This is a genomic window from Roseomonas sp. AR75 (assembly GCF_005222815.1).
Taxonomy (GTDB): Bacteria; Pseudomonadota; Alphaproteobacteria; order Acetobacterales; family Acetobacteraceae; genus Falsiroseomonas.
This window is the reverse complement of sequence record NZ_STGB01000004.1, coordinates 242280-268053: the sequence shown is the minus strand read 5'-3', so window position 1 is coordinate 268053 and position 25774 is coordinate 242280. Positions and strand designations below refer to the sequence as shown.

28 protein-coding genes, 2 tRNA genes and 1 other RNA gene are annotated in these 25774 nt (G+C 69.3%); 20 read left to right on the top strand and 11 right to left on the bottom strand.

Features of this window, described 5'->3' with window-relative positions:
* Positions 1 to 2 precede the first annotated feature (2 nt).
* Genes E4T13_RS15295 through E4T13_RS15285 form a run of 3 tightly spaced genes read left to right on the top strand, consistent with a single transcriptional unit; the run spans position 3 to position 3716 of the window.
* A complete protein-coding gene (locus E4T13_RS15295) occupies positions 3 to 1688 on the top strand; it encodes an ATP-binding protein (protein WP_137179168.1) in 1686 nt (561 codons plus the stop codon).
* 25 nt (positions 1689 to 1713) lie between these two features.
* The gene (locus tag E4T13_RS15290; RefSeq protein WP_137179167.1) at positions 1714 to 2259 is read left to right on the top strand and encodes a hypothetical protein; all 546 of its coding nucleotides are present in this window, start codon (positions 1714 to 1716) and stop codon (positions 2257 to 2259) included.
* Positions 2256 to 3716 carry a protein kinase domain-containing protein gene (locus tag E4T13_RS15285; protein WP_137179166.1) on the top strand — a complete coding sequence of 487 codons (1461 nt, stop codon included), beginning with the start codon at positions 2256 to 2258 and terminating at the stop codon, positions 3714 to 3716. Before E4T13_RS15290 ends, E4T13_RS15285 begins: the two co-directional genes overlap by 4 nt.
* Positions 3717 to 4106: 390 nt before the next feature.
* Here the strand turns inward: E4T13_RS15285 and E4T13_RS15280 are convergent.
* Positions 4107 to 4196, bottom strand: a tRNA-Ser gene (locus tag E4T13_RS15280).
* Positions 4197 to 4428: 232 nt separating this feature from the next.
* On the opposite strand from E4T13_RS15280, the gene rplU reads away from it, so the two are divergent.
* The 6 genes from rplU (at position 4429) to E4T13_RS15250 (ending at position 7311) form a co-directional block, all read left to right on the top strand.
* The gene (rplU, locus tag E4T13_RS15275) at positions 4429 to 4746 is read left to right on the top strand and encodes a 50S ribosomal protein L21 (protein WP_137179165.1); all 318 of its coding nucleotides are present in this window, start codon (positions 4429 to 4431) and stop codon (positions 4744 to 4746) included.
* Positions 4747 to 4775: 29 nt separating this feature from the next.
* Positions 4776 to 5045, top strand: coding sequence for a 50S ribosomal protein L27 (rpmA, locus tag E4T13_RS15270; RefSeq protein ID WP_137179164.1), 270 nt, complete (start codon positions 4776 to 4778; stop codon positions 5043 to 5045).
* Positions 5046 to 5112: 67 nt separating this feature from the next.
* Positions 5113 to 6114, top strand: a complete 1002-nt coding sequence (gene obgE / locus E4T13_RS15265) for a GTPase ObgE (protein ID WP_137179163.1) — start codon at positions 5113 to 5115, stop codon at positions 6112 to 6114.
* Between the two features lie 88 nt (positions 6115 to 6202).
* On the top strand, positions 6203 to 6391 hold the full coding sequence (locus tag E4T13_RS15260) for a DUF3008 family protein (protein ID WP_137179162.1): 189 nt from the start codon (positions 6203 to 6205) through the stop codon (positions 6389 to 6391).
* 50 nt (positions 6392 to 6441) lie between these two features.
* Complete coding sequence (locus E4T13_RS15255) at positions 6442 to 6897, top strand: MgtC/SapB family protein (protein ID WP_137179161.1); 456 nt, start codon at positions 6442 to 6444, stop codon at positions 6895 to 6897.
* 87 nt (positions 6898 to 6984) lie between these two features.
* Positions 6985 to 7311, top strand: a complete 327-nt coding sequence (locus tag E4T13_RS15250) for an NIPSNAP family protein (protein ID WP_137179160.1) — start codon at positions 6985 to 6987, stop codon at positions 7309 to 7311.
* 47 nt (positions 7312 to 7358) lie between these two features.
* Here E4T13_RS15250 and E4T13_RS15245 read toward each other — a convergent pair.
* Positions 7359 to 7432: transfer RNA gene (locus E4T13_RS15245), tRNA-Arg, on the bottom strand.
* A gap of 104 nt (positions 7433 to 7536) precedes the next feature.
* Between E4T13_RS15245 and E4T13_RS15240 the strand changes: the two genes are divergently transcribed.
* Positions 7537 to 8046, top strand: a complete 510-nt coding sequence (locus tag E4T13_RS15240; protein WP_137179159.1) for a ferritin-like domain-containing protein — start codon at positions 7537 to 7539, stop codon at positions 8044 to 8046.
* 3 nt (positions 8047 to 8049) lie between these two features.
* On the opposite strand, the gene recR is transcribed toward E4T13_RS15240, so the two are convergent.
* The 5 genes from recR to E4T13_RS15215 form a co-directional block, all read right to left on the bottom strand.
* The gene (gene recR, locus E4T13_RS15235; protein WP_137179158.1) at positions 8050 to 8652 is read right to left on the bottom strand and encodes a recombination mediator RecR; all 603 of its coding nucleotides are present in this window, start codon (positions 8650 to 8652) and stop codon (positions 8050 to 8052) included.
* A 161-nt stretch (positions 8653 to 8813) separates the two neighbouring features.
* Positions 8814 to 9146, bottom strand: coding sequence for a YbaB/EbfC family nucleoid-associated protein (locus tag E4T13_RS15230; protein ID WP_137179157.1), 333 nt, complete (start codon positions 9144 to 9146; stop codon positions 8814 to 8816).
* A 6-nt stretch (positions 9147 to 9152) separates the two neighbouring features.
* On the bottom strand, positions 9153 to 11039 hold the full coding sequence (locus E4T13_RS15225; protein ID WP_137179156.1) for a DNA polymerase III subunit gamma/tau: 1887 nt from the start codon (positions 11037 to 11039) through the stop codon (positions 9153 to 9155).
* Between the two features lie 60 nt (positions 11040 to 11099).
* An RNA gene (gene ffs, locus E4T13_RS15220) (signal recognition particle sRNA small type) lies at positions 11100 to 11198 on the bottom strand.
* Between the two features lie 38 nt (positions 11199 to 11236).
* Positions 11237 to 11710: a DUF29 domain-containing protein gene (locus E4T13_RS15215; RefSeq protein WP_170985020.1), complete on the bottom strand. Its 474-nt coding sequence runs from the start codon at positions 11708 to 11710 to the stop codon at positions 11237 to 11239.
* 95 nt (positions 11711 to 11805) lie between these two features.
* On the opposite strand from E4T13_RS15215, the gene nudC reads away from it, so the two are divergent.
* The gene (gene nudC, locus E4T13_RS15210) at positions 11806 to 12735 is read left to right on the top strand and encodes an NAD(+) diphosphatase (protein ID WP_137179154.1); all 930 of its coding nucleotides are present in this window, start codon (positions 11806 to 11808) and stop codon (positions 12733 to 12735) included.
* Positions 12732 to 13055, top strand: coding sequence for a phosphoribosylamine--glycine ligase (locus E4T13_RS15205; RefSeq protein WP_137179153.1), 324 nt, complete (start codon positions 12732 to 12734; stop codon positions 13053 to 13055). The genes nudC and E4T13_RS15205 overlap by 4 nt, the downstream gene beginning before the upstream one ends.
* Before the next feature lie 22 nt (positions 13056 to 13077).
* On the opposite strand, the gene E4T13_RS15200 is transcribed toward E4T13_RS15205, so the two are convergent.
* Complete coding sequence (locus E4T13_RS15200) at positions 13078 to 13974, bottom strand: prephenate dehydratase (RefSeq protein ID WP_137179152.1); 897 nt, start codon at positions 13972 to 13974, stop codon at positions 13078 to 13080.
* 222 nt (positions 13975 to 14196) lie between these two features.
* Here E4T13_RS15200 and E4T13_RS15195 point away from each other — a divergent pair, with 222 nt between their 5' ends.
* The 8 genes from E4T13_RS15195 (at position 14197) to E4T13_RS15160 (ending at position 22954) form a co-directional block, all read left to right on the top strand.
* The gene (locus E4T13_RS15195) at positions 14197 to 14733 is read left to right on the top strand and encodes a cytochrome c family protein (protein ID WP_137179151.1); all 537 of its coding nucleotides are present in this window, start codon (positions 14197 to 14199) and stop codon (positions 14731 to 14733) included.
* 86 nt (positions 14734 to 14819) lie between these two features.
* On the top strand, positions 14820 to 15602 hold the full coding sequence (gene hisN, locus E4T13_RS15190; protein ID WP_137179150.1) for a histidinol-phosphatase: 783 nt from the start codon (positions 14820 to 14822) through the stop codon (positions 15600 to 15602).
* 43 nt (positions 15603 to 15645) lie between these two features.
* Positions 15646 to 17502: an extracellular solute-binding protein gene (locus tag E4T13_RS15185; protein ID WP_137179149.1), complete on the top strand. Its 1857-nt coding sequence runs from the start codon at positions 15646 to 15648 to the stop codon at positions 17500 to 17502.
* A 60-nt stretch (positions 17503 to 17562) separates the two neighbouring features.
* The gene (locus E4T13_RS15180; RefSeq protein WP_137179148.1) at positions 17563 to 18678 is read left to right on the top strand and encodes a microcin C ABC transporter permease YejB; all 1116 of its coding nucleotides are present in this window, start codon (positions 17563 to 17565) and stop codon (positions 18676 to 18678) included.
* Between the two features lie 235 nt (positions 18679 to 18913).
* Positions 18914 to 19948 (top strand): ABC transporter permease, encoded by a 1035-nt coding sequence (locus tag E4T13_RS15175; protein WP_137179147.1) that lies wholly within the window; start codon positions 18914 to 18916, stop codon positions 19946 to 19948.
* Complete coding sequence (locus E4T13_RS15170; RefSeq protein WP_137179146.1) at positions 19945 to 21555, top strand: ABC transporter ATP-binding protein; 1611 nt, start codon at positions 19945 to 19947, stop codon at positions 21553 to 21555. Before E4T13_RS15175 ends, E4T13_RS15170 begins: the two co-directional genes overlap by 4 nt.
* Positions 21552 to 22022 carry a hypothetical protein gene (locus E4T13_RS15165; protein WP_137179145.1) on the top strand — a complete coding sequence of 157 codons (471 nt, stop codon included), beginning with the start codon at positions 21552 to 21554 and terminating at the stop codon, positions 22020 to 22022. Before E4T13_RS15170 ends, E4T13_RS15165 begins: the two co-directional genes overlap by 4 nt.
* On the top strand, positions 22022 to 22954 hold the full coding sequence (locus E4T13_RS15160; RefSeq protein ID WP_137179144.1) for a glyoxylate/hydroxypyruvate reductase A: 933 nt from the start codon (positions 22022 to 22024) through the stop codon (positions 22952 to 22954). Before E4T13_RS15165 ends, E4T13_RS15160 begins: the two co-directional genes overlap by 1 nt.
* 15 nt (positions 22955 to 22969) lie before the next feature.
* Here E4T13_RS15160 and E4T13_RS15155 read toward each other — a convergent pair whose 3' ends face one another.
* The 3 genes from E4T13_RS15155 to E4T13_RS15145 form a co-directional block, all read right to left on the bottom strand.
* Positions 22970 to 23362: a MarR family transcriptional regulator gene (locus E4T13_RS15155; protein ID WP_137179143.1), complete on the bottom strand. Its 393-nt coding sequence runs from the start codon at positions 23360 to 23362 to the stop codon at positions 22970 to 22972.
* A gap of 172 nt (positions 23363 to 23534) precedes the next feature.
* On the bottom strand, positions 23535 to 24929 hold the full coding sequence (locus E4T13_RS15150) for a M17 family metallopeptidase (protein ID WP_137179142.1): 1395 nt from the start codon (positions 24927 to 24929) through the stop codon (positions 23535 to 23537).
* Positions 24930 to 25028: 99 nt separating this feature from the next.
* Entirely contained in the window at positions 25029 to 25763 is a 735-nt protein-coding gene (locus tag E4T13_RS15145) for an ABC transporter ATP-binding protein (protein ID WP_137179141.1), read from the bottom strand.
* Positions 25764 to 25774 lie beyond the last annotated feature (11 nt).

Here is a 25774-nt window from a genome sequence, read left to right as displayed (position 1 = left end):
AGATGGCCCCCCATGTCCTTGGCCGACTCGTCGGCAACACCGGCGACGCGACGAACCTCTCGATGGTCCTCAACTCTTCCTTTGCAGGCAGGCGCGGCGAATTCGTGCGCGTGCGGCACCGCGAAGAAGAAGGGGCACCTCAGACGGACGTGCTCGCACGCATCGTGAGCATCAGCCGCAGCAATGTCCTTTACAACTCCGGACTGGGGCAGGCGGTGACCGAGCTCGAGCTGCTCCCTGGTGCGCACGTCACCGGCGAGCAGATTCTAGGGAAACTCGAGGCCATCGGCTACCGCGACTCCGAGAGCGGACAGATCAAGATACCCCGCCGCGCTCTCGATCCGGGCTCACCCGTTGAACCGGTGGATTTCCAGTTTCTGAGCGCGTTCTACGAGTTTCAGGAGCACTCAAGCCTGCACATCGGCAACCTCGTCGGCTACGAGCGTGGCGTATCCGCGGTGCCGGTCTTCCTGGATGTGGATCGCCTCGTCACCGAGCACCTCGCGGTCCTGGCGATGACCGGCTCGGGCAAGTCTTACACCGTCGGCCGCATCATCGAGCGGCTCGTCGCGATCAATAACGGCACCGTCGTAGTCTTCGACCCCCACGGCGAGTACGGGCGGGCGTTGGCGGGTGGGCAGCTCCGCTTCAACGAGCGGCCCGACGAATTGGATGACCAGCGCGATCGGGCGGCCTTGCCGGCTATCCGCGATACCTTCGCGCGGCTGCGCGAGGCTGGCGCCGGCATCACCGTGTACAGCCCACAGAACGCGTCCTTCCGGCAGAAGTACGCTGGCGCGAATCGGGAGCTAGCTCTGCAGTTCGACCACTTCGAGATGGACGACCTGAGCGAGATCCTCCCGGGCCTCACTGAGCCGCAGCAGCGCGTTCTGGACGTCGCCATTCGCTACTGGATTGCCAACGAGCGCACGACGCCGCGGGACATCAACCGGCTTCGCCACTACCTGGGCGACGGCATCGACGACGTGCGACAATGGGACGAGCTGAGCCAAGCCGAGGCGACGGCTCTGAACGGTCGAAGCGCGGCCGTCGCCTCGATGAAGCTCTCACGCGTCCTTCAGGAGGCGCAAAGCTTCTACCACTCGGGTCTGCCGGCAGCGACCGACATCTACGAGATGATTGGCCGACCGACCGACCGCAGGGGCCGTCTCGTCATCGTCGACCTACAGGGGTTGAGCGACACCGCGAAGCAGGTCATCACCGCGCTCATCTCAAGCGAGGTTCTGCGCGCCGCGTCGAGCAAGACCGACCGGATCCGTCCTTGCTTCCTAGTCTACGAAGAGGCGCACAACTTCGCCCCCGCGGGCGCGCCTGCCGTGAGTCACCGCATCATTAAGAAGATCGCGGGTGAGGGCCGCAAGTTCGGCGTGGGCTTCGCGGTCGTGAGCCAGCGTCCGTCAAAGCTAGACCCCGACGTGACCTCGCAGTGCAACACGCTGATCGCCATGCGCCTCAAGAACCCCGACGATCAACGCTTCATCGCGAAGACCTCAGACATGGTGAGCGCTGCTGACCTTGATCAGCTGCCCGGACTCTCGACCGGCGAAGCGCTCATCTGCGGGCGGTCAATCCCCGCGCCCCTCCTGGTGCGCGTTGGCGCGAAGGCGCTGGTCCACGGCGGGGAGTCGCCCGAGGTGCTCAACGTCTGGGGAAGGTTTGGTGGCTGACAATATGGTCCCTGGGAGCCGGCTCATGCTTGATGCCTGCGCGTCGCATCTGCCGATGTGGACCGAGTGGGGCGTGCGCGATGCCGGTCACCTCGTCCATAGCATTGGCTGCACGCTCTTGACGGCGGTGGGGCGTGACCTCGGCTTCGCGGCGGTGTCTGAGGTACCGGCGCCGCGCCTGCGGATCCTCGGCAACGTCGACCAGGACGTCCGGTCCGACTCGGTGTGGTTCGATCGCTCGACGCGGCAACCGTCCCTCATCGCCGAGTTCGAGCGCTACTCTGGAAAGCAGAAGGACCTCAGCCCGAAGGTCGAAACGCTGCTTCTCGCGCAGCATCGGTGGGAGTGCCCTAGCGCGACGTTGGTTCTGGCCTATTGGACCGTCGGGCTCGTCACACTGCCGGACCACGACGGACTGCGAAGCGTCGTACGGGGGGGCTTTAATGCGGCGAGCGGCGTGCGCGTCTCCGGTAATCCGAGCGCGCGGATCCTCTTCTACCAGTTCGTTGTTCGCGCTGGGCAGGATGGGCTGCTCCGGCTCGAGAACATCCTTCGACGAGGCGACTCATGACGGCCAAGTTCTTCGTGCCACGGGCAGACCGGCGTCTCGGCGAGCGCTACGAGCTGGTCGAGTGCCTCGGCGACGGCTCGTACGGTTGGGTGTGGCGTGCGCAACGCCTCTTGGACGGCGCTATTGTGGCAGTGAAGATTCCGAAGGCGCAGAGCAAACGCAACGAAGAACTCGCCGAGGGCTCGCCCCTAGTCGGGCAGGCACCGCACCCATGCGTGATAGACGTCTACTGGATGGGCCGCGTCCCGCCGGAGCGAGAATGGTACGCAATTGAGATGGAGTACTTTCCCTCCATTACGCTCGCGCAATTACTTGACAAGGGGGAGGAGGGCTTTGTCGCTAGCTACGACAAGCTGCTCGGCGTGTTCGAGCAGGTACTCGATGGTTGCGGGCATCTCCACCGGTTAGGAATGTCCCATGGTGACATTAAGCCGCAGAACATTCTGGTTTCTGCGGAGCGCGTGAAACTGACCGACTTTGGCTCGAGTGTGCTGCCCGAGGACATGTACGCACGAACCCGGGAGAACGGCGGGACCATCCTATACTCCGCGCCCGAGATCGTCGGAGCAACTATGTCGACGCGCGACCAGAACGCGCGCTTCCTGAGCGACATCTACAGCCTTGGCGTGCTGCTCTATCATCTCGTGACGGCACGGCTCCCGCACGACACCCTGAGCCAGGTCGCCCGTCATGTGCCGTTTCCCCGTGCGCGCGAGGTCAACTCGTCGGTCTCGCAGCCGCTCGATGAGTTCATCGACCGCTCTCTGAAACTCGCGCCCGAAGAGCGCTGGCCGAGCATCGATGCCATGCTGGACGCCTTTCGCGCTGTGCGACGCGCACAACTGCAGTTCACGCCCACCCGTACCTTGGCGGTGCCGCGCGCGCCGGACGAGGACTGGTCGTCGCAGGCGGTGCGTCTCGTTGAGGCGGGCGACTACCGCGACGCGGAACTGGTCGCGCGCGCAGAGTTCGAGTCGACCCGCGACGCGCAGGCGTTCCTCCTCATGGTGCAGGCGTCGTATCGAGAGGCGCGGTACTTCGACTGCATTCGCGATCTCGAAGCCCGGCCGGACGTCATCGATGCACCAACCCCCATCGGCGCCGAGCTTCGACGCCTCGCACTATCGGCCTACCTCGAGGTGCGTCACGTGGATCGCGCCCGCGAGTTCGTCGAGCGGTGCTTGGCCGAGGCACCTGAAGCGCCCGACCTCCTCCTCAAGCAAGCTTCGATTCTCGCGCTCGACGCCAAGTACGAGGACGCCGCAGAGCGGCTGATGGCGCTCAACCGACGACTGCCTGGGAAGCCTGCGATTCTTCGACGTCTCGTCGCCGTGTTCGAGCAGATGCGCGACCCCGGCAAGGCGGCGGCTTTCCTGCGCGCGTACCAGAAAGCGATGCCCGACGACCCGTGGGCGGTCTCGAAGGCCGAACAGTTTCGGGCATTGGGGCTCGCGTGACAGCGTATCCCGACGCAAAGCGGCCTCTGATTCCGACAGAAGGCGGCCACTGCTCAGATGGCCATGAGCGTTGTCGCGACACCAGATCGCACGACTGAATGAGGCGACATATCAAGCTGTCCCGTTTTCGACCCCCGGCACCGCTTGCAAGGTAAACAGGCGCCCGAACTTGGCGCCCTGCCGGGCTCCTACAACCCATTGAACATGCAGAACTTCGGCTATCCGTACTGAATCGGCTAGGTCAACAGCTTCGGAGAGATTCGGCCTACGGAGAGCGGTTTTCGGACTGTTCCATGCTGACCCGGTCAACAGGTCTGCCCCAAAAACCCGAGGAAACCTGGCCCTCAGCGGAGCGCTCGACTGGGCGGAGGGCATGCTTCGGCAGGGAACTGGCGGAGAGGGTGGGATTCGAACCCACGGTCCGCTTTCACGGACTTCGGTTTTCGAGACCGACGCGATCGACCACTCTGCCACCTCTCCGCAAGGGGGCCGCGCCGTATAGATGCGGCGCGGGTCGCTGGCAACACGCCTCATGCGCACCCGACGTTGACTCCCACCTGCACCCAACGCTATAGCCCCCCTCCTCCGGCGGGCCACGTGGCAGCCGGCGGTTGCGGTTGACCGCCTTTCGGACAAGCGCCGCCGTAAGCACCACACCGGGCCCCAGCCCAGTCAGACACCAGCACCGGACCCCGAAAGCCCGAGCGCGACCATGACCTACGCAGTGATCCGCACCGGCGGCAAGCAGTACCGCGTCACCGCCGACGCCGTGCTCACCGTCGAGAAGCTCGAAGCCGAGCCCGGCGCAACCATCACCTTCCACGACGTTCTCGCCATCGGTACCGATGCCGGCCTCACCCTCGGCGCGCCCACCGTGCCAGGCGCCAAGGTCACCGCCACCGTGGTCGAGCAGACCCGCGCCGATACCGTCATCATCTTCAAGAAGCGCCGCCGGCAGAACAGCCGCCGGAAGAACGGCCACCGCCAGCACCAGACGGTGCTGAAGATCGCCGAGATCGCGGCAGCCTGACGCAGCAAGCCTAGAGAGAGCACTCCACCATGGCACACAAGAAGGCAGGCGGTTCCTCGCGCAATGGGCGCGATTCGGCCGGCAAGCGGCTCGGCGTTAAGCTGTATGGCGGCCAGGTCGTGAAGGCCGGCAATATCATCGTCACCCAGCGCGGCACCAAGATGCGCCCCGGCACCAACGTGCTCGTCGGCCGCACCCACTCGATCCACGCCGCCGTCGACGGCACGGTGAAGTTCGAGCGCAAGGCCGAAGGCCGCGTGCACGTCTCCGTCGTGCCCGTGCAGGCCGCGGCCGAGTAGCCATCCGCCCCGCGCGGATGCCGGACGGGGGCCTCGCGGCCCCCGTTCGCGTTTCCAGGCCCCATCCATGAAATTCCTCGACGAGGCCAAGGTCCATCTTAAGGCCGGCGACGGCGGCGACGGCGTCGTCGCCTTCCGGCGCGAGAAATTCATCGAGTTCGGCGGGCCGGATGGCGGCAATGGCGGCCGGGGCGGCGATGTCCTGGCGGAGGCGGTGGATGGCCTCAATACCCTCATCGACTATCGCTACGCGCAGCATTTCCGCGCCCGCAAGGGCGGCAATGGTGCGGGATCCGATCGCACGGGCGCGGCCAGCGAGGACGTGGTGCTGAAAGTGCCGGTCGGTACGCAGATCCTGGCCGAGGACCGGGAAACGCTGATCGCCGACCTCACCCAGGTCGGCCAGCGCGTGATGCTGTGCCGCGGCGGCGATGGCGGCTTCGGCAATGCGCACTACAAGTCGAGCACGAACCGCGCCCCGCGCCGCGCCGACAAGGGCCATCCGGGCGAGGAACGCAGTGTGTGGCTGCGGCTGAAGCTGATCGCCGATGCCGGCCTGGTCGGCCTGCCCAATGCCGGCAAGAGCACTTTCCTGGCCGCCGTCTCGGCCGCAAGGCCGAAGATCGCGGACTACCCCTTCACCACCCTGCATCCGCAACTCGGCGTGGTGCGGCCGGATGCCTCCACCGAATTCGTGCTGGCCGACATCCCCGGCCTGATCGAAGGCGCCAGCGAAGGTGCCGGGCTCGGGGACCGATTCCTGGGCCACATCGAACGCTGCGCCGTGCTGCTTCATCTGGTGGACGGCACGCAGGCTGACCCGGCCCGCGCCTATCGCACCGTCCGGGGCGAGCTGGAGGGCTACGGCAATGGCCTCGCCGACAAGCCCGAGATCGTGGCGCTGAACAAGGTGGATGCGATCACGCCGCAGGTGCGCGCCTCCCGCCTGAAGGCGCTGTCGCGTGCCGCGGGTCGGCCAGCGGTGGCGGTCTCGGGCGCCAGCGGCGAAGGCGTGCAGGATCTCCTGCGCGCACTCTCCAGCGCAATCGCGGCATCACGGCAGGGGTGAACCGGCGCGGAGCGCCCGGGCGTCTGCCGCGTTGACCTCCTGCGCGCCCGGCTGAGACCGGGCAGCGCGATCAGCGGAGGAACCTGGCATGCCCGCCAAGTCGAAGAAGCAGCAGATGGCCGCCGGCGCCGCGCTCGCTGCCAAGCGTGGCGAGAAGCCGAGATCGAACCTCAAGGGCGCCTCGAAGGACATGGCGAAATCGATGAGCGAGATGGAGCTGCACGACCTCGCCAGCGGCAAGCGCAGCAACCTGCCCCGCCGAGCCACGCGGCATTAAGCGGCGGCGTTCTCGGCGGAACGATGCGCGGTGCGGCGAGTTAGCCGCAGATGGACCTGTCGCAGCTCCTGCCACCGCTCGGCGGTCTGTCGCTGCTGCCCGCCATCCGCGACCTAGCGATCGCCTACTGCCTGGCGTTCCTGATCGGCTGGAATCGCGAGCGTGAGGACCGGAGCGCAGGTCTGCGCACCTTTCCCCTGGTGGCCGTCGCCTCCTGCGGTTTTGTGCTGGCCACGGCTCGCCTGACGGCTGGCCAGCCGGAAGCGGCCGCGCGCGTGATCGAAGGCGTGATCACCGGCATCGGCTTCATCGGGGGCGGCGCGATCCTGAAGGGCGGCGGCGAGGTGCATGGCACCGCGACCGCCGCTTCGCTCTGGGCGACGGGCGCGATCGGCGTGGCGGTGGCGCTCGGGTCGCTGGATGTCGCGGTGGTGATCGCCGTCTTCACGGTGCTCACGCTGTACGTGCTGAGCCGGCTGAAGCCGAGCGGCCATTCCGAGGGATGAGGCGGAGGGTAGCAACCGCCTCGCCTCGGCTGAGCATCGTGACTAAGCTGGCCGCCCACACATGGCCATGCCGGAGAGAGGCGTCTCGTGATCCACGAACTGCGCATCTATCACTGCCTGCCGGGGCGCCTGCCCAAGCTCCTGGAGCGGTTCGAGAAGAACACGCTGCGCATCTGGGGCCGCATGGGAATCCGCCAGGCCGGCTTCTGGACCGTGGCGATCGGCCCCTCGAACCATGCGCTCTACTACCTGCTGGAATGGCAGGATCTGGCTGAGCGGACGCGCCTGTGGGACGCGTTCCGGGCAGACCCGGAATGGCAGCGCGTGGTGGCGGAAAGCGAGAAGGAAGGGCCGCTGCTGTCCAATGTCGAGAACATGATCCTTCAGCCCACCGCGTTCTCGTCGGTGCGCTGACCCCGCCCGAGCCGCCCGCGACGCCGGCGAGCCCGAACGGAAGAAAATGTTCCCGGCGGGATTCGAACCCACGGCCCCCAGATTAGGAATCTGGTGCTCTATCCAGCTGAGCTACGGGAACCCGCGCGTTGCATAACACGGCCAAGCGCCCGCGCGCGAGGGGGCTGGAACCGGCGCGGCCATACGCCGTTGGCCGAGGACCCCATTTCAGGAAGGTCGATTCATATGGCGACCAGCATTCGCGACATTTACATCACCGGCCTGCAGAACGCGCACGCGCTGGAAGCGCAGGCCATCCAACTCTGCCAGCGCCAGGTCGAACGGCTGGAGAACTACCCGGAGATGCGGGAGCGCCTGCGCGAGCACGCGGAGGAAAGCCGGCGGCAGCAGGAGCGGATCGATCAGATCCTGCAGAGCCTCGGCAGTTCGCCCTCCACGCTGAAGGACATCGGCACCTCCATCATGGGCAACATGGCGGCGCTCGGCCACGCCGTGGCGCAGGACGAGGTGGTGAAGAACAGCTTCGCGAACTACGCCTTCGAGCATTACGAGATCGCCACCTACAAGGCGCTGCTCGACATGGCGGAGGCCGCCGGCGACGGGAATGCGCCGCGCCTGCTGGAGCAGAGCCTGAACGAGGAGCGGCGCATGGCGGAATGGATCCACAGCCATCTCGGCCCGACGCTTCGGCGCTACATGCAGCTCGAGGCCGCCGGCCAGAAATCCGGCGTCTGACCGTTACGCCGGCCGCCGCGCGCGCAGCGCGGCGGCCAGCGTGCCTTCGTCCAGCACGTCCAGCGCGCCGCCCATCGGTACGCCCTGGGCCAGGCGCGTCACCGTGACACCGGAGGGTCGCAGCCGGTCCGTCAGGTAGTGCGCCGTCGCGCTGCCATCCACCGTGGCGGGCAGGGCAATGATGACTTCCTCGACCCCGCCGCTGTCGATGCGCGACAGCAGCGGCGCGATGGCGAGCTCGTCGGGACCGACGCCGCCAAGCGGCGAGAGCACCCCGCCCAGAACATGATACAGGCCGCGATGCGCATGCGCGCGCTCCAGCGCCCAGAGATCGGCGACGCCTTCCACCACGCAGACCAGGTGGCGGTCGCGCTGCGGGTCGCGGCAGATGCCGCAGGGCGACTGCGCATCGAGGTTGCCGCAGGTCTCGCAGGGGCGCACGGCGCGCGCGGCCTCGGTCAGCGCCTCGGCCAGCGGCAGCATCGTCTCCTGCGGGCGCATCAGCATCTTCAGCACCGCACGCCGCGCGCTGCGCCGCCCCATGCCGGGCGTCTTTGCGAGCAACGCGATCAGTCGCTCAATCGGGTCGTCAGGAAGGTCACGCATGTCTGCCGCCGCATGTGGCCGAGCAGGCGCCCGCAGTCCATGCCAGATTGCCGCCCCCCGGCACCCTGTCGCGGCTCTGCCGCGACAGGAAGGACAGACCTACAAGGATCGGCACCAATCCGGGGCCCCCGCGGCAACGCGCAGCATTGTCGTGGGGATTGCTAGAACGGCAGCTTCAGGCCGCCGAGGCCGCCGGGGATGTTCAGGCCCGCGGTGGCCTTCTGCATCTCCTCGGCCATGGTGGATTCCACCTTCTGCTTGGCGTCGGCATGGGCGGCGACCAGCAGGTCCTCCAGCACCTCCTTCTCGTCGGCCGTCATCAGCGAGGGATCGATGGTCACACGGCGCAGGTCGCCCTTGCCGGAGAGCGTGACCTTCACCATGCCGGCGCCGGACGCGCCTTCCACTTCCATCGCCTCCAGCTTCGCCTGCATCTCCTGCATGCGCGACTGCATCTGCTGCGCCTGCTTGAGCATGTTGCCGAGGTTCTTCATCGCGTCTCAATCCTCCGGAGGGAATTCGTCGTCATAGCCGGCCGGTTCCGCCTCAGGCGGCGCGAAGTCGCGGCCGTCGTCGGCGGCGGGCGGCGGCAGGCCGTAATCATCCAACGCGCCGTCGCGCACGGCCTCGATCGTCGCGCCGGGGAAGGCCTCCAGCACGGCCTGCACCAGCGGATGGGCGCGCGCCAGGGCGCGGCGGTCCTGCTCGGCCGCGCGACCCTGCTCGGCCAGAGTCGGGCCGCCACCGGCATTGACCAGGCTGATCGTCCAGCGGCTGCCGGTGGCGACCTGCATGAAGGCGGACAGGCGCTGGGCAAGATCGCGCGAGGCGTTCGCGTCGGGCTGGAGCTCGATGCGGCCCGGCGTGACGGAAACGGGCCGCGCGTAGAACAGCAATTCGGAATGCAGCCGCGGTTCGCGGCCGGAGGTCAGCGCCACCACCTCGCGCCAGTTCGTCGGCTGGGGTAGCGCGGCGGGCGCCGCAACGGGCGCCGCCGCGGCGGCCACGGCGCCGCCGCCGGCGATGGCGCGCAGCCCGCCGCCGGACGGTCCCGGCGTCGGCGCAGGCGCACCGGCATTGCCGCTGCCCTGCTCGGTGAGGCGCCGGACGATGTCGCCCGGCGTCGGCAGATCGGCGGCATGGGCCAGGCGGATCAGCACCATCTCCATCGCGGCGCGGCGGTCCACGCCGTCCTGCGCCACTTCCTGCACGCCCTTCAGCAGCATCTGCCAGGCGCGCGCGAGCACCGGAATGGAAAGCCTGTCGGCCAGCGCCGCGCCGCGGGAGCGCTCATCCTCGGTCAGCGAGGGGTCGTTGCGCAGCGCCGGGATGGTGCGCAGACGCGAGAGCAGATGCGTCAGCGCCAGCAGGTCCGACAGCACGATGCCGGGATCGGTGCCGCGCGCATGCGCCTCGGCGGACAGGTCCAGCGCGCGCGCCACGTCGCCACCCATCAGGGCTTCCATCAGGCTGAGCGCAAGGCCGCGCTCCGCCAGGCCCAGCATCTCCTGCACGGCCTGAGCGGTGACGCCGGCGCCGCCGGCCAGCGCGATCGCCTGGTCCAGGATGGAGAGGCCGTCGCGCACCGAGCCGTCGGCAGCGCGCGCGACCATGGCCAGCGCCTCCTCCTCCGCCGTCACCGCCTCGGCGGCGCAGATCTTGGCGAAATGCGCGCGGAGCTGTTCCTGCGGCACGCGGCGCAGGTGGAAGGTCTGGCAGCGCGAGAGGATGGTCGCCGGCACCTTCCGCAATTCGGTCGTCGCCAGCATGAACTTCACGTCGGGCGGCGGCTCTTCCAGTGTCTTGAGCAGCGCATTGAACGCAGATCCCGAGAGCATGTGGACCTCGTCCAAGATGATCACCTTGAACCGCCCCTGCGCGGGGCGGAAGCGCAGCCGCTCGCGCAACTCCCGCACGTCGTCCACGCCGTTGTTCGAGGCCGCATCCAGCTCCTGCACGTCCGGGTGGCGGTCGGCCAGGATGGCGCGGCATTCGGGGCAGACGCCGCACGGATCGGGCGTGGGGCCGCCCTTGCCGTCGGGGCCGATGCAGTTCAGCGCGCGGGCGATGATGCGCGCGGTGGTGGTCTTTCCCACGCCGCGCACGCCGGTGAGCATGAAGGCGTGGTGCACGCGGCCCTGCGCGAAGGCGTTGCGCAGCGTGCGGACCAGCGCCTCCTGCCCGATCAGGTCGTCGAAGGCGGTGGGGCGGTATTTGCGGGCGAGGACGCGATAGGGCGCGGCGGGTTCGGCGGCCTGCGCGGCAACCGGTGGCGGGGGCGCAGGGGCCGGAGCCGGATCGCCGAACAGGCCGGGGCCGTCCGGCGCGGGAGGTTCCGGCAGGGCCTCTTCGTCCGGGAGTCGATCACCGAGAAGGTCGCTGGCCATGGGGTCCGGGATCGCTGCGGGCCCGGTCGGGCCAGGATGGGAAACACATCGCGCGGACGCGGTGGAAGGCCGGCGGGCGACCCGCGCGAGAACTCGTTACGGCTGCTTCCTTCCGGACCTGACCGGGTTGGCGAGGGGCACGTCCGTCGCCGACCTTCCACCCCCTATATCGGGCTTCGTCGCCCGGGCGGCAATGGTCAGGCGGCGTCCTCCCGCAGGCGCGCGATCAGCGTCTCCGGTGCGAGATCCGGATCGAGCAGTTCCTGCAGCGTCAGGGGCGGCGCCTGCGTCAGCGCCAGCGGCTCGCCCGGGATATCGGCGCGATGCACGATCCGCAGCGCGTCGGCGTGGATGGAATCGAGGTCGAGCGCCTGCGCCATGCTGGGTGCGTAGCGCCGCCGTGCTTGCACAAGAAAGGCGACGATCTCGCCTGTCCAGTGCCGGACCGCCTGCTGGTCGGGCCAGCCTGCCGCCTTCATCGCATGCACCAGCGCCTGCAGCAGCAGCGATTCCACGGCAAGCAGCTGGCTGCGCCCCACCTCCTCGATCTCCTCGATGACATTCGTCCAGTCGAGGTCGTTCACCCGCTCCCCCGCAGCCAGGCGGCGCAGGCGTTCGGCCTGGGCTTGGCTCCAGGCCAGGATGTCACGGTCATAGAGGTCGTCGGGCATGCTCGCCTCCGCTGGCCGAGGATAGCCGATGGCAGAAGGATCCCGCCACGGCCGCGGTTGCCGGCCTCCGGCCCGCATGGCACATCACGCGGCGCATGCTTTCCATCCCCGCCAGCCGGCCCAACGCCTATACCGGCAGCCCGATCGACCGCGCCGCCCTGCTGCGCGAGGACGCCGACTGGCTCCACCAGGCCCTGGCCGACCCCGAGACGCTGTTCGCCCCGGTCTGGCGCAGCCGCAACCTGATGAAGGGCGTCGAGGACGGCCACCCCGAGGCCGTGCTGCTGACCCCCGCCGCGGCGGAGGCCGTGCGGATGCAGGACGGGCCCTGGGCGTTCCTCGGCCTGTGGGAGAAGCGGCCGGTCTTCGCGGTGGACTGCTCCGCCGCCGAGGATCCGTTGCCGCTGCTGCCCGAGGGCATGGGCAGCTTCGCCGACCTGCGCCAGGTGGCGGGCCTGCTGCCGCCGGGCGAGGCCAGCGTGCTGGCGCATGCGCGCGGCATGATGCACTGGCGCACCCGCCACCGCTTCTGCGGCGCCTGCGGGGCGCCCTGCACGCCGCGCAGCGCCGGCCACGCGATGGTCTGCACCGGCTGCAACACGCAGCACTTCCCCCGCACCGATCCCGCCGTGATCATGCTGGTGGTGCGCGGCGACCGCTGCCTGCTCGGCCATTCGCACCGGTTCCCGAACGTCACCATGTATTCGACGCTGGCCGGCTTCGTGGAACCGGGCGAGAGCTTCGAGGAAGCCGTCCGGCGCGAGGTGATGGAGGAAGCGGGCGTCGCGGTGGGGGCGGTCGCCTATCACTCCTCCCAGCCCTGGCCCTTCCCCTCCTCCATCATGATCGGCTTCCATGCCGAAGGCCTGACCGAGGCGATCCGCATCGACCCGGAGGAGCTGAAGGACGCGCGCTGGTTCTCCCGCGCGGAGCTGCGCGACCACCAGGCGCGCGGCTTCTCCCTGCCGCGAGTCGATTCCATCGCGCGACGGCTGATCGAGGACTGGCTGGAGGCCGGGACATGACGCGCGAAACCCTGCTCGCGCTGGCGCTGCCGGCGTTGCTGCTCGGCGCCTGTTCGCGCCAGGACCCGTCGCCCTGGCGGCTGGGCCCCAACGAGCCCGACAGCCCCGTCGTGCAGGCCTGCCGGCGGGAGGCAGGCAACGCGCCGGCGGTGCGCGACGCGTGGCGGCAGATGAACTCCACCAACCGCACCTTCGAGGACCGCGTGAACGCCGAGGTCATCATGGCGCGCGACGCGGCCTTCGATGCCTGCCTGCGGCGCGCGGGCCTGCGCACCGGCGGCGGCGTGGAACGGGTGCGACCCTCGGGGTACTACTGGTAACCCGCGGCGGAAGCGCGACGGCCTAATTGCCCTCGCGCTGCATCAGCCGGTACGGATGTGCCTGGTAGGTTCCGAGCACGCGCAGCTCGCTGCTGAAGAAGCCGAGTTCCTCCAGCGCGCGCGCCAGGCCGGGTTCGTCCGGGCGCCCGTCCACATCGGCCAGGAACTGCGTGGCGGTGAACTGGCCGCCCACCATGTAGCTCTCCAGCTTGGTCATGTTCACGCCGTTGGTCGCGAAGCCGCCCAGCGCCTTGTAGAGCGCCGCGGGGATGTTGCGGACGCGGAAGACGAAGGTGGTCACCCAGTGACCCTCGGCGAAGGGCGGGGAGAGCGGCGTGCGCGACATCACGTAGAAGCGCGTGGTGTTGTGGGCCTCGTCCTCCACGTTGCGGCGCAGGATCTCCAGCCCGTAGATCTCCGCGGCCAGCGCGCTGGCGATGGCCGCGTCCTCGACGCCGCCGCGCTCGGCGATCAGCTTGGCGGCGCCGGCGGTATCGGCCTCGATCACCGCCTGCAGGTCCATCTCCTTCAGCAGCTTCAGCACCTGGCCGAGCGCGACCGGATGGCTGTGCGCGCGGCGGATGCTGCCGAGCGTCGCGCCCTTCGGCGCCAGCAGGCAGTGCTCCACCCGTTCGAAATGCTCGCCAACGACATGCAGGCCGGAATCGGGCAGCAGGCGATGGATGTCGGGCACGCGGCCGGCCAGCGAATTCTCGCAGGGCAGCATGCCCAGCGTGGCGGTGCCCTCCCGCACCGCCTGCATCGCCGCCTCGAAGGAGGGGCAGGGCAGCGTGGTCCAGCCGGGATAGGCGTGGCGGCAGGAGAGGTCGGAATAGGCGCCGGGCACCCCCTGGAACGCGATGACCCCGGCGGCCTCCGGCGAAGCGGCGTGGCGCGGGGCGGCGGCGGTGCTGTCCATCGGGATCCTGCTGGTCCTGGGCGCCGGGGAAGGACGGGCGCGCGCGTCCGGCGGGCGGGTTGTCGAGTTTCCGCACCGCCTCTATGTTCCGCGCGGTTTTACGGCACGGCGGCCTTGGCGCAAGCCTGCCGGCACGGCCTTGCGCGAGGCTCCGCCCGCTTGCGTCCGGTCCGCCGTGGCCGCGCGGCGGAGGGGCTGCGTTCTGGAAGGGTGGCATCCGGGATGAGTCTCGAATTCAACAAGGCAGCGGCGGCAGTGCTGACCGCCGGCATCACCTTCATGCTGGCGGGCCTGGTGGGGAAGCTGATCGTCTCGCCGCCACGCCTGTATGAGGCGGCGATCGCGACCGGCGCGCCGCCGCCCTCCTCGGCACCGGCTGCCCCGGCGGCGCCGGAGATCGAGCCGATCGGGCCGCTGCTGGCCGCGGCGAACGTCGATACCGGCCGCCAGCTTGCGCAGCGACTCTGCGCGTCCTGCCACAATTTCGCGCAGGGCGGCCCGAATGGCGTGGGTCCGAACCTGTATGGCGTGGTGGGCGCCCCGCATGCGCATGTGGATGGCTTCAACTATTCCGCGGGGATGCGCGCCCTGCACGAGAAGCCCTGGGACTACGAGGCGCTCAACGCCTTCCTGCTGCGTCCCGCGGCCGCGGTGGCCGGCACCCGAATGGCCTTTGCCGGCATCCGCGATCCGAAGCAGCGCGCCGACGTGATCATGTATCTGCGCAGCCTGGACGCAAACCCGAAGCCGCTGCCCTGATCGGTCGCTGATCCTGTCTGGTCGGCAGGGCCTGCCTCGGCACGCCCTGCCGGCATCGGCCCGCGGTGCAGCGGTAGGGGCAAGGCATGGCCGAGGCTGCTGACTTCCTGGCGGTGGCGGAGCAGGCGGCCGATCTGGCCGGGCAGGTCATCCGGCCGCTGTTCCGCTCCGCACTGCTGGTCGAGGCCAAGGGCGACGCCAGCCCGGTGACCGAGGCCGACAAGGCTGCCGAGCGCGCCATCCGCGGCCTGCTGGCGGACCGGCTGCCCGAGCACGGCGTCATCGGCGAGGAATACGGCGAGATCAATCCCGACGCCGATTGGGTTTGGGTGCTCGATCCGATCGACGGCACCCGCGCCTTCGTCACGGGACGGCCGCTGTTCGGCACGCTGGTCGGCCTGCTGCACAAGGGCGAGCCCGTCCTGGGCATCATCGACCAGCCCGTCACCGGCGAACGCTGGATCGGCCTGGCGGGCCGGCCGACGCAGTTCCGCTCCGGCCTCGGCGGTACCGCCCGCTGCCGTCCCTGTGCGAGCCTGGCGGAAGCCGAACTGTCCTGCACCTCGCCCGACATGTTCGAACCCGACACCGCGCCGCGCTTCGCGGCGGTGAAGGCGGCGGCACGGCGCACCACCTGGGGCGGCGACTGCTATGCTTATGGGTTGCTGGCTTTGGGCCTGGTGGATGTGGTGGTGGACGCCACGATGAAGCCCTGGGACTGGGCTGCCCTGGTCCCCGTGGTCGAAGGCGCGGGCGGGCGCTGCACCGACTGGTCCGGGCAGACGCTGCGCCTGGATGGGGATGGCACCGTGCTCGCCGTCGGCGACCCCGCCCTGTTGCCGAGCGTTGCGAAGATGCTCGGCGGATAACACCTGGTTGCCCCGGCCCGGCGGAACCCCCTAAGTGACGCCCATGCGCCGTCGAGACCTGCTGTCGCTGCCCCTCGCGCTCGGCTTCGTGCCGGGTATCGCCCGTGCCGCAACGCCCGCCGGCGGTTCCGCCGCGCCCGGCCAGGCGGTGCGGACCCATGCGCTGTCGCTGCTCGGCGAGCCGAAGCTGCCAGCCGACTTCACCCATTTCCCCTGGGTGAACCCGGACGCGCCGAAGGGCGGGGAGATCACCCGCTGGGCGCTGGGCAGCTTCGACAGCTTCAACCCCTTCATCATCCGTGGCACGGCGGGGGTCGGATCAACGCTGATCTACGACACGCTGCTGAAGGAGAGCGCGGACGAGGCGAGCTCCGAGTACCCCTACCTTGCGCAATGGATCAACCTGCCCGCCGACCGGAAGGGCGTGACCTTCGATCTGAATCCACAGGCGCGCTGGCACGATGGCCGCCCGGTCACGGCAGCGGATGTGGTCTGGACCTTCAACGCGCTGCGCCAGCATGGCCGGCCATTCTACCGCTCCTACTACGGCGACGTGACGGAGGTGGTAGCGGAGGCGGAGAAGCGGGTGACCTTCCGCTTCCGCGACGACCAGAACCGGGAGCTGGCGCTGATCCTCGGCCAGATGCCGGTGCTGCCGCAGCATTGGTGGGAGAGCCGCGACTTCACCCGCCCGATCCTGGAGCCGCCGCTCGGTTCCGGTCCCTATCGCATCGAGCGGTTCGACGCCGGGCGCAGCATCGTCCTCCGCCGGGTCGAGGACTGGTGGGCGAAGGACATCCCGACGATGCGCGGCACGCAGAATTTCGACGTGACGCGCTTCGAGTATTTCCGCGACAACACCGTGGCGCTGGAAGCCTTCAAGGCCGGCCAGATCGATTTCCGCACGGAAAACGTCGCGCGCGACTGGGCCACGTCCTACGACTTCCCCGCCCGGCGCCGCGGCCTGGTGAAGCTCGAGGAGATCCGCCACGAGCTGCCGACCGGCATGCAGGCCTTCATCGTCAACCTGCGCCGGCCGATGTTCCAGGACCAGCGCGTGCGCCGCGCGCTGGTGGAGCTGTTCGACTTCGAGTGGATGAACGCCAACATCTTCTACGGCGCCTATACCCGCACCAACAGCTACTTCAGCAATTCCGAGCTCGCCTCATCCGGCCTGCCGCAGGGGCGCGAGAAGGAGATCCTGGAAGGCTTCCGCGGGCGCATCCCGGACAGCGTCTTCACCGCGGAATTCCGGCTGCCGACGACCGACGGCTCCGGCAACAACCGCGAGGGGCTGCGACGGGCGCTCACGCTGCTGCAGCAGGCGGGCTGGCGCGTGCAGGACCGGCGCCTGGTGAACCCGCAGGGCCGCCCCTTCGAGTTCGAGATCCTGCTGGTCTCCCCGACCTTCGAGCGCATCGCGCTGCCCTATGTGCAGGCGCTGCAGCGCGTGGGCATGACGGTGAATGTGCGCACGGTGGATCCCGCGCAGTACCAGCGCCGCATGGACAGCTTCGATTTCGACATGACGGTGGGCGGCCAGGGCCAGAGCCTGTCGCCCGGCAACGAGCAGCGCGACTTCTTCACCTGCGCCAAGGCACGGGAGGAGGGCAGCCGGAATGCCTCCGGCATCTGCGACCCGGCGATCGACGAGCTGGTCGAGCTGGTGATCAACGCGCCGGACCGCGACGAGCTGGTCGCGCGCACCCGCGCGCTGGACCGCGTGCTGCTGGCGCATGACTTCCTGATCCCGCACTGGCACATCCGCAGCTTCCGCATCGCCTATTGGGACAAGTTCGGCCGGCCGCCGCGCAGCCCGCGCTTCGACATCGGGCTCGATTCCTGGTGGATCGACCCGGAGAAGGAACGCGCCCTGGCCGAAGCCCGCCGGACGCTCTGAGCCGGATGCGCGCCCCCCTGTTCCTGCCCGGCGCGTGCCGGGCGGCGCCCGCGGCCTGACATGGCCGCCTATATCCTTCGTCGCCTGATCCTGGTGGTGCCGACGCTGTTCGGCATCATCCTGATCAACTTCGCCGTCGTGCAGTTCGCCCCGGGCGGACCGGTGGAGCAGATGCTGGCGGAACTGCGCGGCGAGGGGCAGACGCTCGGCCGGTTGACGGGCGAGGGGGGCGGCGAGGCGCGCCAGCCCGGCGGCGGTCCCGCCGCCGCCGGCGCCGATGCCGCGGGGCCCGTGGGCACCTATCGCGGCGCGCGCGGCCTGGATCCGGCCATCGTGCGCGACATCGAGCGGATGTTCGGCTTCGACAAGCCCGCGCATGTCCGCTTCTTCGAGATGCTGCGCGGCTACCTGACCTTCGACTTCGGCCGCAGCCTGTTCCAGGACCGCCCCGTGGTGGACCTGCTGATCGAGAAGATGCCCGTCTCGGTGAGTCTCGGGCTGTGGTCCACGCTGATCATCTACCTGGTGTCCATTCCGCTGGGCATCCGCAAGGCGGTGCGGGACGGCTCGCGCTTCGATATCGCGACATCCGGCGTGGTGCTGGTGGGCTACGCGATCCCTGGCTTCCTGTTCGCGATCCTGCTGGTGGTGCTGTTCGCCGGCGGGTCCTTCTTCCAGTGGTTTCCGCTGCGCGGCCTCGCCTCCCCGGGCAGCGAGACGTGGCCCTTCTGGGAGCGCGCGGCCGACTATTTCTGGCACATGGCGCTGCCCACGCTGGCGCTGGTGATCGGCGGCTTCGCCGGGCTGACCATGCTCACCAAGAACAGCTTCATGGACGAGATCGGCAAGCAGTATGTCGTCACGGCGCGCGCCAAGGGCGCGAACGAGACGCGCGTGCTCTACGGCCATGTGTTCCGCAACGCGATGCTGCTGATCATCGCGGGCTTCCCTGCGGCCTTCATCGGCATCCTCTTCACCGGCGCGCTGCTGGTGGAGATCGTGTTCTCGCTCGACGGGCTCGGCCTGCTGGGCTTCGAGGCGGCGATCCGCCGCGACTACCCGATCATGTTCGCGACGCTCTACATCTTCACGCTGCTGGGGCTGATCATGCAGATCGTCGGCGACGTGATGTACACGGTCGTCGATCCGCGCATCGACTTCGAGGCGCGGCGGTGAGCGGGGTGATGGGTGGTTGCTTCCGCGGGGGCGCTGCCCCCGCGCCCCCGCCGGGGAGCTTGGACGTGCGCCAAGGGCGCTCGTCCACCGGACCCCGGCACTCGTTTATGTGCCGAACGAAGGGGGGCCGAAGTGCCCCCCTTCCTTCGGGACATGAATGGAATGCAGGTCCAGGAGCCTCAGGCTCCTGGTGGGGGGTGCAGGGGGGCAAAGCCCCCCCGCGGAGCGACCACCCATGACCCCGATCAACCAGCGGCGCCTTGCCAATTTCAAGGCCAACAAGCGCGGCTTCTGGTCGCTCTGGATCTTCCTGGTCCTGTTCCTGCTGACGCTGTTCGCGGAGTTCATCGCCAACGACAAGCCGCTCCTCGCGCGCGTGGACGGCAATTGGCTGTTCCCGACGGTGGTCGGCTACGCGGAAAGCGACGTGATCCCCGACGGGCTTCCGGTGGCGATGGACTGGAAGGACCCGACGGTGCTGGAGGAGTTCCGCGAGCGCGGCGGCTGGGCGGTGTGGCCGCCGGTGCCGTACAAATACGACACGGTGGTGCGCGACCTCGGCCGGCCGAGCCCGGCGCCGCCTTCCGCGCGCAACTGGCTCGGCACGGACGACCAGGGGCGCGACGTGCTGGCGCGCGTCATCTACGGTTTCCGCATCTCCGTGCTGTTCGGCTTCTCGTTGACCATCGTGAGCTCGATCATCGGCGTCGCCGCCGGCGCGGTGCAGGGCTACTACGGCGGCTGGGTGGACCTGTCCTTCCAGCGCTTCATCGAGATCTGGTCGGGCATGCCGCAGCTCTACCTGCTGATCATCCTGGCCAGCATCATCGAGCCCAGCTTCTGGACCCTTCTGGTCTTCCTGCTGCTGTTCTCCTGGATGGGACTGACGGGCGTGGTGCGGGCGGAATTCCTGCGCGGGCGCAACTTCGACTATGTGCGCGCGGCGAAGGCGATGGGCGTCGGCGACACCACGGTGATGTGGCGCCACATCCTGCCGAACGCGATGGTTGCGACGCTCACCTTCCTCCCCTTCATCCTCTCGGGTTCGGTGACGGTGCTGGCGAGCCTCGACTTCCTCGGCTTCGGCCTGCCGCCGGGATCGCCTTCGCTCGGCGAGCTGGTCGCGCAGGGCAAGAACAACCTGCAGGCGCCCTGGCTTGGCATCAGCGCCTTCGTCGTGCTGGGCGGCGTGCTGACGCTGCTGATCTTCGTCGGCGAGGGCGTCCGCGACGCCTTCGATCCACGCAAACTCCCGGGAGGGGGGCGATGAGCGAGCCGATCCTCTCGGTCGAGAACCTCTCCGTCGCCTTCCGCAGCAAGCGCGTGGTGGAGGGCGTCTCCTTCGACGTGAAGCGCGGCGAGACGGTGGCGCTCGTCGGCGAATCCGGATCGGGCAAGTCCGTCACTGCGCTCTCCTGCCTGCGCCTGTTGCCCGGCGCGGCGACCAATCCCGAAGGCCGCATCCTGCTGGACGGCACCGATGTGCTTGCGGCGGAAGGCGAGGCGCTGCGGCGGCTGCGGGGCGGCACCGCCGGCATGGTCTTCCAGGAGCCGATGACCTCGCTCAACCCGCTGCACACGGTCGGCCGCCAGGTGGGCGAGGCCGTCACGCTGCACCGGCCGATGAAGGCGGATGCGCTGCAGGCCCGCGTGATCGAGCTGCTGCGCCGCGCCGGCTTCCCGCAGGCCGAGGACCGGCTGAACGCCTATCCGCACCAGCTTTCCGGCGGCCAGCGGCAGCGCGTGATGATCGCGGCCGCGCTGGCGAACGACCCGGCGCTGCTGATCGCGGACGAGCCGACCACGGCGCTCGACGTCACCATCCAGGCGCAGATCCTGGACCTGCTGGCGCATCTCAAGCGCACGCTGAACATGGCGATGCTGCTGATCACCCACGACCTGCAGATCGTCAGGCGGCATGCCGACCATGTGGTGGTGATGCGCCACGGCCAGGCGGTGGAGCAGGGCGAGGTCGCGACCGTCTTCGCGAATCCGCGGCACGACTACACGAAGATGCTGCTGGCGACCGAGCCGCGCGGTCGCCCCGCGCCGGTGCAGCCAACTGCACCGGTGGTCATGCAGGGCGACCAGGTGAAGGTGCACTTCCCGATCCGCCGCGGCCTGCTGCGACGCGTGGTGGGCGTGGTGAAGGCGGTGGATGGCGTCTCCGTCTCCATCCGAGAGGGCGAGACGGTCGGCCTGGTCGGTGAATCCGGCTCGGGCAAGACGACGCTGGGGCTTGCGATGCTGCGGCTGGAATCCAGCACCGGCGAGATCGCCTTCGAGGGCCGCGACATCCAGGGCCTGGACCGCGCCGCGCTGCGGCCGTTGCGCGCGCGCATGCAGATCGTCTTCCAGGATCCGTATGGCGCACTCTCACCCCGCATGACCGTGGGCGAGATCGTCGGCGAGGGCCTCGCGGTGCATGAGACGCTCTCGGCGCCGCAGCGCGCGGAGCGCGTCGCGGCCGCGCTGCGGGAGGTGGGACTGGTGCCGGACATGGCGGATCGCTACCCGCATGAATTCTCCGGCGGACAGCGCCAGCGCATCGCCATCGCCCGCGCCCTGGTGCTGAAGCCGCGCCTGGTGGTGCTGGACGAACCGACCAGCGCGCTGGATGTCAGCGTGCAGGCGCAGGTGGTGGAGTTGCTGCGGGAACTGCAGGCGCGGCACCGGCTCGCCTATCTCTTCATCAGCCACGATTTGCGCGTGGTGCGCGCCATGGCGCACCGCATCATCGTGCTGAAGGACGGGAAGGTGGTGGAGGAAGGCGAGGCGGAGGCGGTTGTCGACGCGCCGCAGCAGCCCTACACGCGGGCGCTGATGGCGGCCGCCTTCGACCTGGCGGCCGCGGAGCCGGGCCAGGTCAGGACATGAACGAGGACGCGGAGCCGCGCCCACCGCTGGAGATGCTTCAGGCGCTGCTGGCCGCCGAGCGGCTGAAGGTCGGCGTGCATATCCGCAAGATGAATTCGCCCGGCAGCCCCGTGTATCGCACGCTGGAGAATGTCGTGCCCGCCGCGCTCGTCCTGGTCTCCTCCTTCCTGGCGACGATCTGGGTGCATGTCTATGCCGGGCTCGCCGTGCTGGCGGTGGGCTGCTGGTGGTGGCTGGCCAAGGTGCAGCCGCGCGTGAAGGACGGCGTCTTCGATCGCACCCTGGCCTGGGCCACGCAGTCCGAGGCGCATTTCGACGGGCTCTGGGGCAAGGGCGTGCTGAGCCTCTACGCGGAACTGCCGGATGGCAGGAAGGTCGCCGCGACGCGCAAGGATGATTGGCGCGCCTTCGTCCGCCTGGTGGCGCGGGAAAACGACGCGCCGGATACCGACCGGGAGGCTGCCTGATGGCGGTGCTGCTTTCCACCAAGGCGAATGCGATGGAGGCGTGGCGTGCGGCGCTGCTCGCGCTCGACCCCGGCCTCGAGATCCGCATGTTCCCCGACGCTGGCGATCCCGGTGAGATCGAGGCCGCGGTGGTCTGGACATCGCACGACATGGCGGAGCTGCGACGCTACTCCAACCTGAAACTGATCGTCTCGATGGGCGCGGGCGTGGACCATCTGCTGCGCCCGCCGGGGCCGCCGCCGGGCATCCCCGTGGCGCGGCTGGTGGACCGGATGCTGACGACGCAGATGGGCGAATGGGTGCTGCTCAACGTCCTGCGCTTCCATCGGCAGGACCTCGAATACCGCGAACTTCAGCGCGACCGCACCTGGCTGGAACTGCCCGCGCCGGTGACCGCGGAGCGGCGCATCGGCATCCTTGGCCTGGGTGAACTGGGCGCCCACGCTGCGGCGCTGCTGCGCGGCTTGGGCTTTCCGCTAATGGGCTGGACGCGCCGGCCGCGCAGCCTGAACGGCGTCGAGACCTTCCACGGCGCGGACGGGCTGGCCGCGATGGCTGCCCGCAGCGACATCCTGATCTGCCTGCTGCCGCTGACGCCGGAGACACGGGGCATCGTGGACTCGCGGCTGCTGGCACGCCTGCCGCGCGGAGCGTTTCTCATCAACGGCGCCCGCGGCGGGCATGTTGTGGACGCCGACCTGCTCGCGGCACTGGACAGCGGCCACGTGGCGGCCGCCGCGCTCGATGTCTTCGATCCGGAGCCCCTGCCGCCCGATCATGCCTACTGGGCGCATCCGCGGGTGGTCATGACGCCGCATGCGGCAAGCATCACGATCCCGGCCAGCGCGGCGGCGCAGGTGGTCGACAATCTCCGACGCGCACGCGCCGGTGCGCCGCTGCTGAACCTCGTGGACTTCGCGGCCGGATACTGAACCCGGCCGCGCAGCTCAGCCCGCGCGGCGGGCGGAGCCCTCGCCGGAACTCTCGTTGTCCTGCGGCGCCTCGCGGGCGGCCTGCTCCATGATGCTGCGCATGTCCCGCAGGAACGCTGCGCCCTTCAGGGTGCGCTGGACCAGCACGCTGCGGCGATCCATCGGGTCCACCTTGCGCCGCGCGAGATCGAGTTCGCCGAGGCGGTCCAGCGCCCGCGTGATCGCCGGCTTCGAGACGTTCAGCTCGGCCGCAAGTCCCCGCACCGTGTGCGGCCCGTCGGTGAGATACACGGTCAGGAAAACACCGAGCTGGCGGGCCGAAAGGTCCGGCCCGTCGCGGCGAACCAGCGCCACCACCGTATCCCGCAGAATGCCCACCAGCACATCGGGGTTTGTCTGCATCGCCATCCTCTTAAATCCTTTCTGGGCGGTGCCCCGGCCACCGCCTCCCGGCTTGGCCGCGACTCCGGCGTCTATCTTGGCACGCCTCTTGGATGAGCCGTTGCGCAAATGATCCTTGGACGAAGCACCCTTTTGAGAGCGTCTTGACCCCGAAAGTTCCCGTTTCATCTTGTCTTTGTTACCGTCCCGCGTTCTCAGCCCTGCTCAACAGGGCTTCCGCGGCCAGGGCAATGGCCCGTGCCGCCTGGACTTCGCCTCCCTCGGGGCGCCCGGGACGGCTCTGGTCGTTCCAGGCGTAAAGGTCAATATGGGACCATCGCACGTCCGTCGCAACGAAATGTCGCAGGAAAAGCGCGGCAATGATCGCCCCCGCCATCGGCTTCGACGAAACGTTGTTGAGGTCGCCGACCGGGCTGTCCAGCCAGGAAATATAATTTTTATGTAATGGAAGCCGCCACAGCGGATCGCTCGCGCTGCGTCCCGCCTGCAGCATCCATTCGGCAACGTCGTCGTGATCGGTGAACAAGGCCGGCAGGTCGGGGCCCAGCGCGACCCGCGCGGCGCCGGTCAGCGTCGCGCAATCCACCAGCAGGTCGGGCTTCGATTCGCAGGCGCAGGCGAGCAGGTCGGCCAGCACAAGCCGTCCTTCCGCATCGGTGTTGCCGATCTCCACCGACAGCCCCTTGCGGGTGCGGATCACGTCGAGCGGCCGGAAGGCGGTGCCGGAGACGGCATTCTCCACGGCACCGACGAGCAGCAGCAGGCGGATCGGCAGCTTCGCCGCCATCAGCATCTCCGCTGCGGCCATCACGGAAGCTGCGCCGCCCATGTCCTTCTTCATCCGCAGCATCGCGCCCGCGGGCTTGAGGTCCAGCCCCCCGGTGTCGAAGCACACGCCCTTGCCGCAGAGCGCGACCAGCGGCCCCTCGGCCGCGCCCTCCCAGCGCAGGATCGCGACCTTCGGCGCGCGCGGCGATCCGCCGCCCACCGCCTGCACCGCGGGGAATCCCTCCGCCAGCGCCCCGCCCTCGATCACCTCGACGGCGGCGCGATGCCGGGCGCCGAGTTCACGCACCGCGTCCGCCAGTTCGGCCGGGCCGAGATGGCTGGCTGGCAGGTTGATGAGGTCGCGGCCGCGCCAGATCGCCTCCGCCTGGCGCTGTGCCGCGCCGGTGCCCTCGGGCGGGACCAGCTTCGCCGGGGCTCGGCCGGTGTCGGATTTGAGCTGCCGGAATCGATAGGCGCCGAGGCACCAGCCCAGCACCGAGGCCGCCATGTCCGGCGCGCCCTCGATGCGCCACACGCTCCCTTCCGGCAGGGCGCAGGGCGCCGCGCCGAACGCCCAGGGACGCGCTGCCTCGGTCGCGTCGGCGCCGAGGCCGAGCACCGCGCCCGCAAGGCCTGCCTCGCCCGGCAGAAGGCGGATCTCCTGCGCCTTGGCGGCGAAGCGGCTGGCGCGCAGGAACGCGGCCTGGGCCGGCGTCAGCCTGGCGAGCAGCGCCTCGAGTCCGGCGGGGGAGACGGCATGCAGCGGCAACGCGTCGGCCGCGGGGTCGCTAAGGCAGTCGAGCATGGCGCGTCCTTGCGCTGGAGCCTTGGGCGCTGAAACCCTGACGAATCGGCGGCGAGCCTAGACTGCGGGCCGATGCGAGGGAATCGCCCGGGCTGCGCCTCAGGTCTCCCCGGCCAGGATCTCCTCGACCGGCCCGTCGGCAACCACCCGGCCGCCGGCCAGGCGAATCGCCCTCGTGCACCATTTCCGCACGATGCTCATGTTGTGGGTGGCGAGCACCAGGATGTCGGCGCCGGTTACCAGCTTCTCCAGCCGCTCGTTCGCACGCTCGATGAAGTCGGCATCGCCGGCCATGAACCACTCGTCCATCAGCAGGATCTCGGGTTCCATCAGCGTGGCCGCGGCGAAGGAGAGGCGCACCGACATGCCCGCGGAATAGGTGCGGATCGGCACGTCCAGGAACTCGCCGAGCCCGCTGAAGCGCCCGGCCTCCTCGGCCAGCGCCTCGCAATCGGTCTCCGACATGCCGAGGAACAGGCCGCGCAGCATGATGTTCTCGCGGCCCGTCGCCTCGGAATCCATGCCCGCGGCGGGGTCGATCAGCGATCCGATCGAGCCGTCCACCTCCAGCCGCCCGGCCACCGGCTCGTAGATGCCGGCGAGCGTCCGCAGCAAGGTAGTCTTGCCCGCGCCATTCCCGCCCACCAGCGCCACGCGCTCGCCCGGCTCGATCACGAAGCTCAGGTCGCGCAACGCGGCGACGACGATGCGATGGCTCTCATCCTCCTTCAGGCGGATGGGGGAGCGGGCGAGCAGGCGCTTCTTCAGCGACCGCGCGCCGACATGGTACAGCGGGAACTCGACGGCGATATGCTCGGCCTTGATCAGCGGCATCGGTCGGCGGC

Bases quoted from the DNA above. Each gene is read 5' to 3' on its own strand.
- E4T13_RS15170 (WP_137179146.1), top strand. From the start codon at position 19,945: ATGAGCGAGCCGATCCTCTCGGTCGAGAACCTCTCCGTCGCCTTCCGC.
- rplU (WP_137179165.1), top strand. From the start codon at position 4,429: ATGACCTACGCAGTGATCCGCACCGGCGGCAAGCAGTACCGCGTCACC.
- E4T13_RS15240 (WP_137179159.1), top strand. From the start codon at position 7,537: ATGGCGACCAGCATTCGCGACATTTACATCACCGGCCTGCAGAACGCG.
- E4T13_RS15195 (WP_137179151.1), top strand. From the start codon at position 14,197: ATGAGTCTCGAATTCAACAAGGCAGCGGCGGCAGTGCTGACCGCCGGC.
- E4T13_RS15260 (WP_137179162.1), top strand. From the start codon at position 6,203: ATGCCCGCCAAGTCGAAGAAGCAGCAGATGGCCGCCGGCGCCGCGCTC.
- E4T13_RS15155 (WP_137179143.1), bottom strand. From the start codon at position 23,362: ATGGCGATGCAGACAAACCCCGATGTGCTGGTGGGCATTCTGCGGGAT.
- recR (WP_137179158.1), bottom strand. From the start codon at position 8,652: ATGCGTGACCTTCCTGACGACCCGATTGAGCGACTGATCGCGTTGCTC.
- nudC (WP_137179154.1), top strand. From the start codon at position 11,806: ATGCTTTCCATCCCCGCCAGCCGGCCCAACGCCTATACCGGCAGCCCG.
- E4T13_RS15165 (WP_137179145.1), top strand. From the start codon at position 21,552: ATGAACGAGGACGCGGAGCCGCGCCCACCGCTGGAGATGCTTCAGGCG.
- E4T13_RS15150 (WP_137179142.1), bottom strand. From the start codon at position 24,929: ATGCTCGACTGCCTTAGCGACCCCGCGGCCGACGCGTTGCCGCTGCAT.
- E4T13_RS15185 (WP_137179149.1), top strand. From the start codon at position 15,646: ATGCGCCGTCGAGACCTGCTGTCGCTGCCCCTCGCGCTCGGCTTCGTG.
- E4T13_RS15285 (WP_137179166.1), top strand. From the start codon at position 2,256: ATGACGGCCAAGTTCTTCGTGCCACGGGCAGACCGGCGTCTCGGCGAG.
- E4T13_RS15215 (WP_170985020.1), bottom strand. From the start codon at position 11,710: ATGCCCGACGACCTCTATGACCGTGACATCCTGGCCTGGAGCCAAGCC.
- E4T13_RS15225 (WP_137179156.1), bottom strand. From the start codon at position 11,039: ATGGCCAGCGACCTTCTCGGTGATCGACTCCCGGACGAAGAGGCCCTG.
- obgE (WP_137179163.1), top strand. From the start codon at position 5,113: ATGAAATTCCTCGACGAGGCCAAGGTCCATCTTAAGGCCGGCGACGGC.
- rpmA (WP_137179164.1), top strand. From the start codon at position 4,776: ATGGCACACAAGAAGGCAGGCGGTTCCTCGCGCAATGGGCGCGATTCG.
- E4T13_RS15180 (WP_137179148.1), top strand. From the start codon at position 17,563: ATGGCCGCCTATATCCTTCGTCGCCTGATCCTGGTGGTGCCGACGCTG.
- hisN (WP_137179150.1), top strand. From the start codon at position 14,820: ATGGCCGAGGCTGCTGACTTCCTGGCGGTGGCGGAGCAGGCGGCCGAT.
- E4T13_RS15230 (WP_137179157.1), bottom strand. From the start codon at position 9,146: ATGAAGAACCTCGGCAACATGCTCAAGCAGGCGCAGCAGATGCAGTCG.
- E4T13_RS15290 (WP_137179167.1), top strand. From the start codon at position 1,714: ATGCTTGATGCCTGCGCGTCGCATCTGCCGATGTGGACCGAGTGGGGC.
- E4T13_RS15205 (WP_137179153.1), top strand. From the start codon at position 12,732: ATGACGCGCGAAACCCTGCTCGCGCTGGCGCTGCCGGCGTTGCTGCTC.
- E4T13_RS15255 (WP_137179161.1), top strand. From the start codon at position 6,442: ATGGACCTGTCGCAGCTCCTGCCACCGCTCGGCGGTCTGTCGCTGCTG.
- E4T13_RS15295 (WP_137179168.1), top strand. From the start codon at position 3: ATGGCCCCCCATGTCCTTGGCCGACTCGTCGGCAACACCGGCGACGCG.
- E4T13_RS15145 (WP_137179141.1), bottom strand. From the start codon at position 25,763: ATGCCGCTGATCAAGGCCGAGCATATCGCCGTCGAGTTCCCGCTGTAC.
- E4T13_RS15175 (WP_137179147.1), top strand. From the start codon at position 18,914: ATGACCCCGATCAACCAGCGGCGCCTTGCCAATTTCAAGGCCAACAAG.
- E4T13_RS15160 (WP_137179144.1), top strand. From the start codon at position 22,022: ATGGCGGTGCTGCTTTCCACCAAGGCGAATGCGATGGAGGCGTGGCGT.
- E4T13_RS15200 (WP_137179152.1), bottom strand. From the start codon at position 13,974: ATGGACAGCACCGCCGCCGCCCCGCGCCACGCCGCTTCGCCGGAGGCC.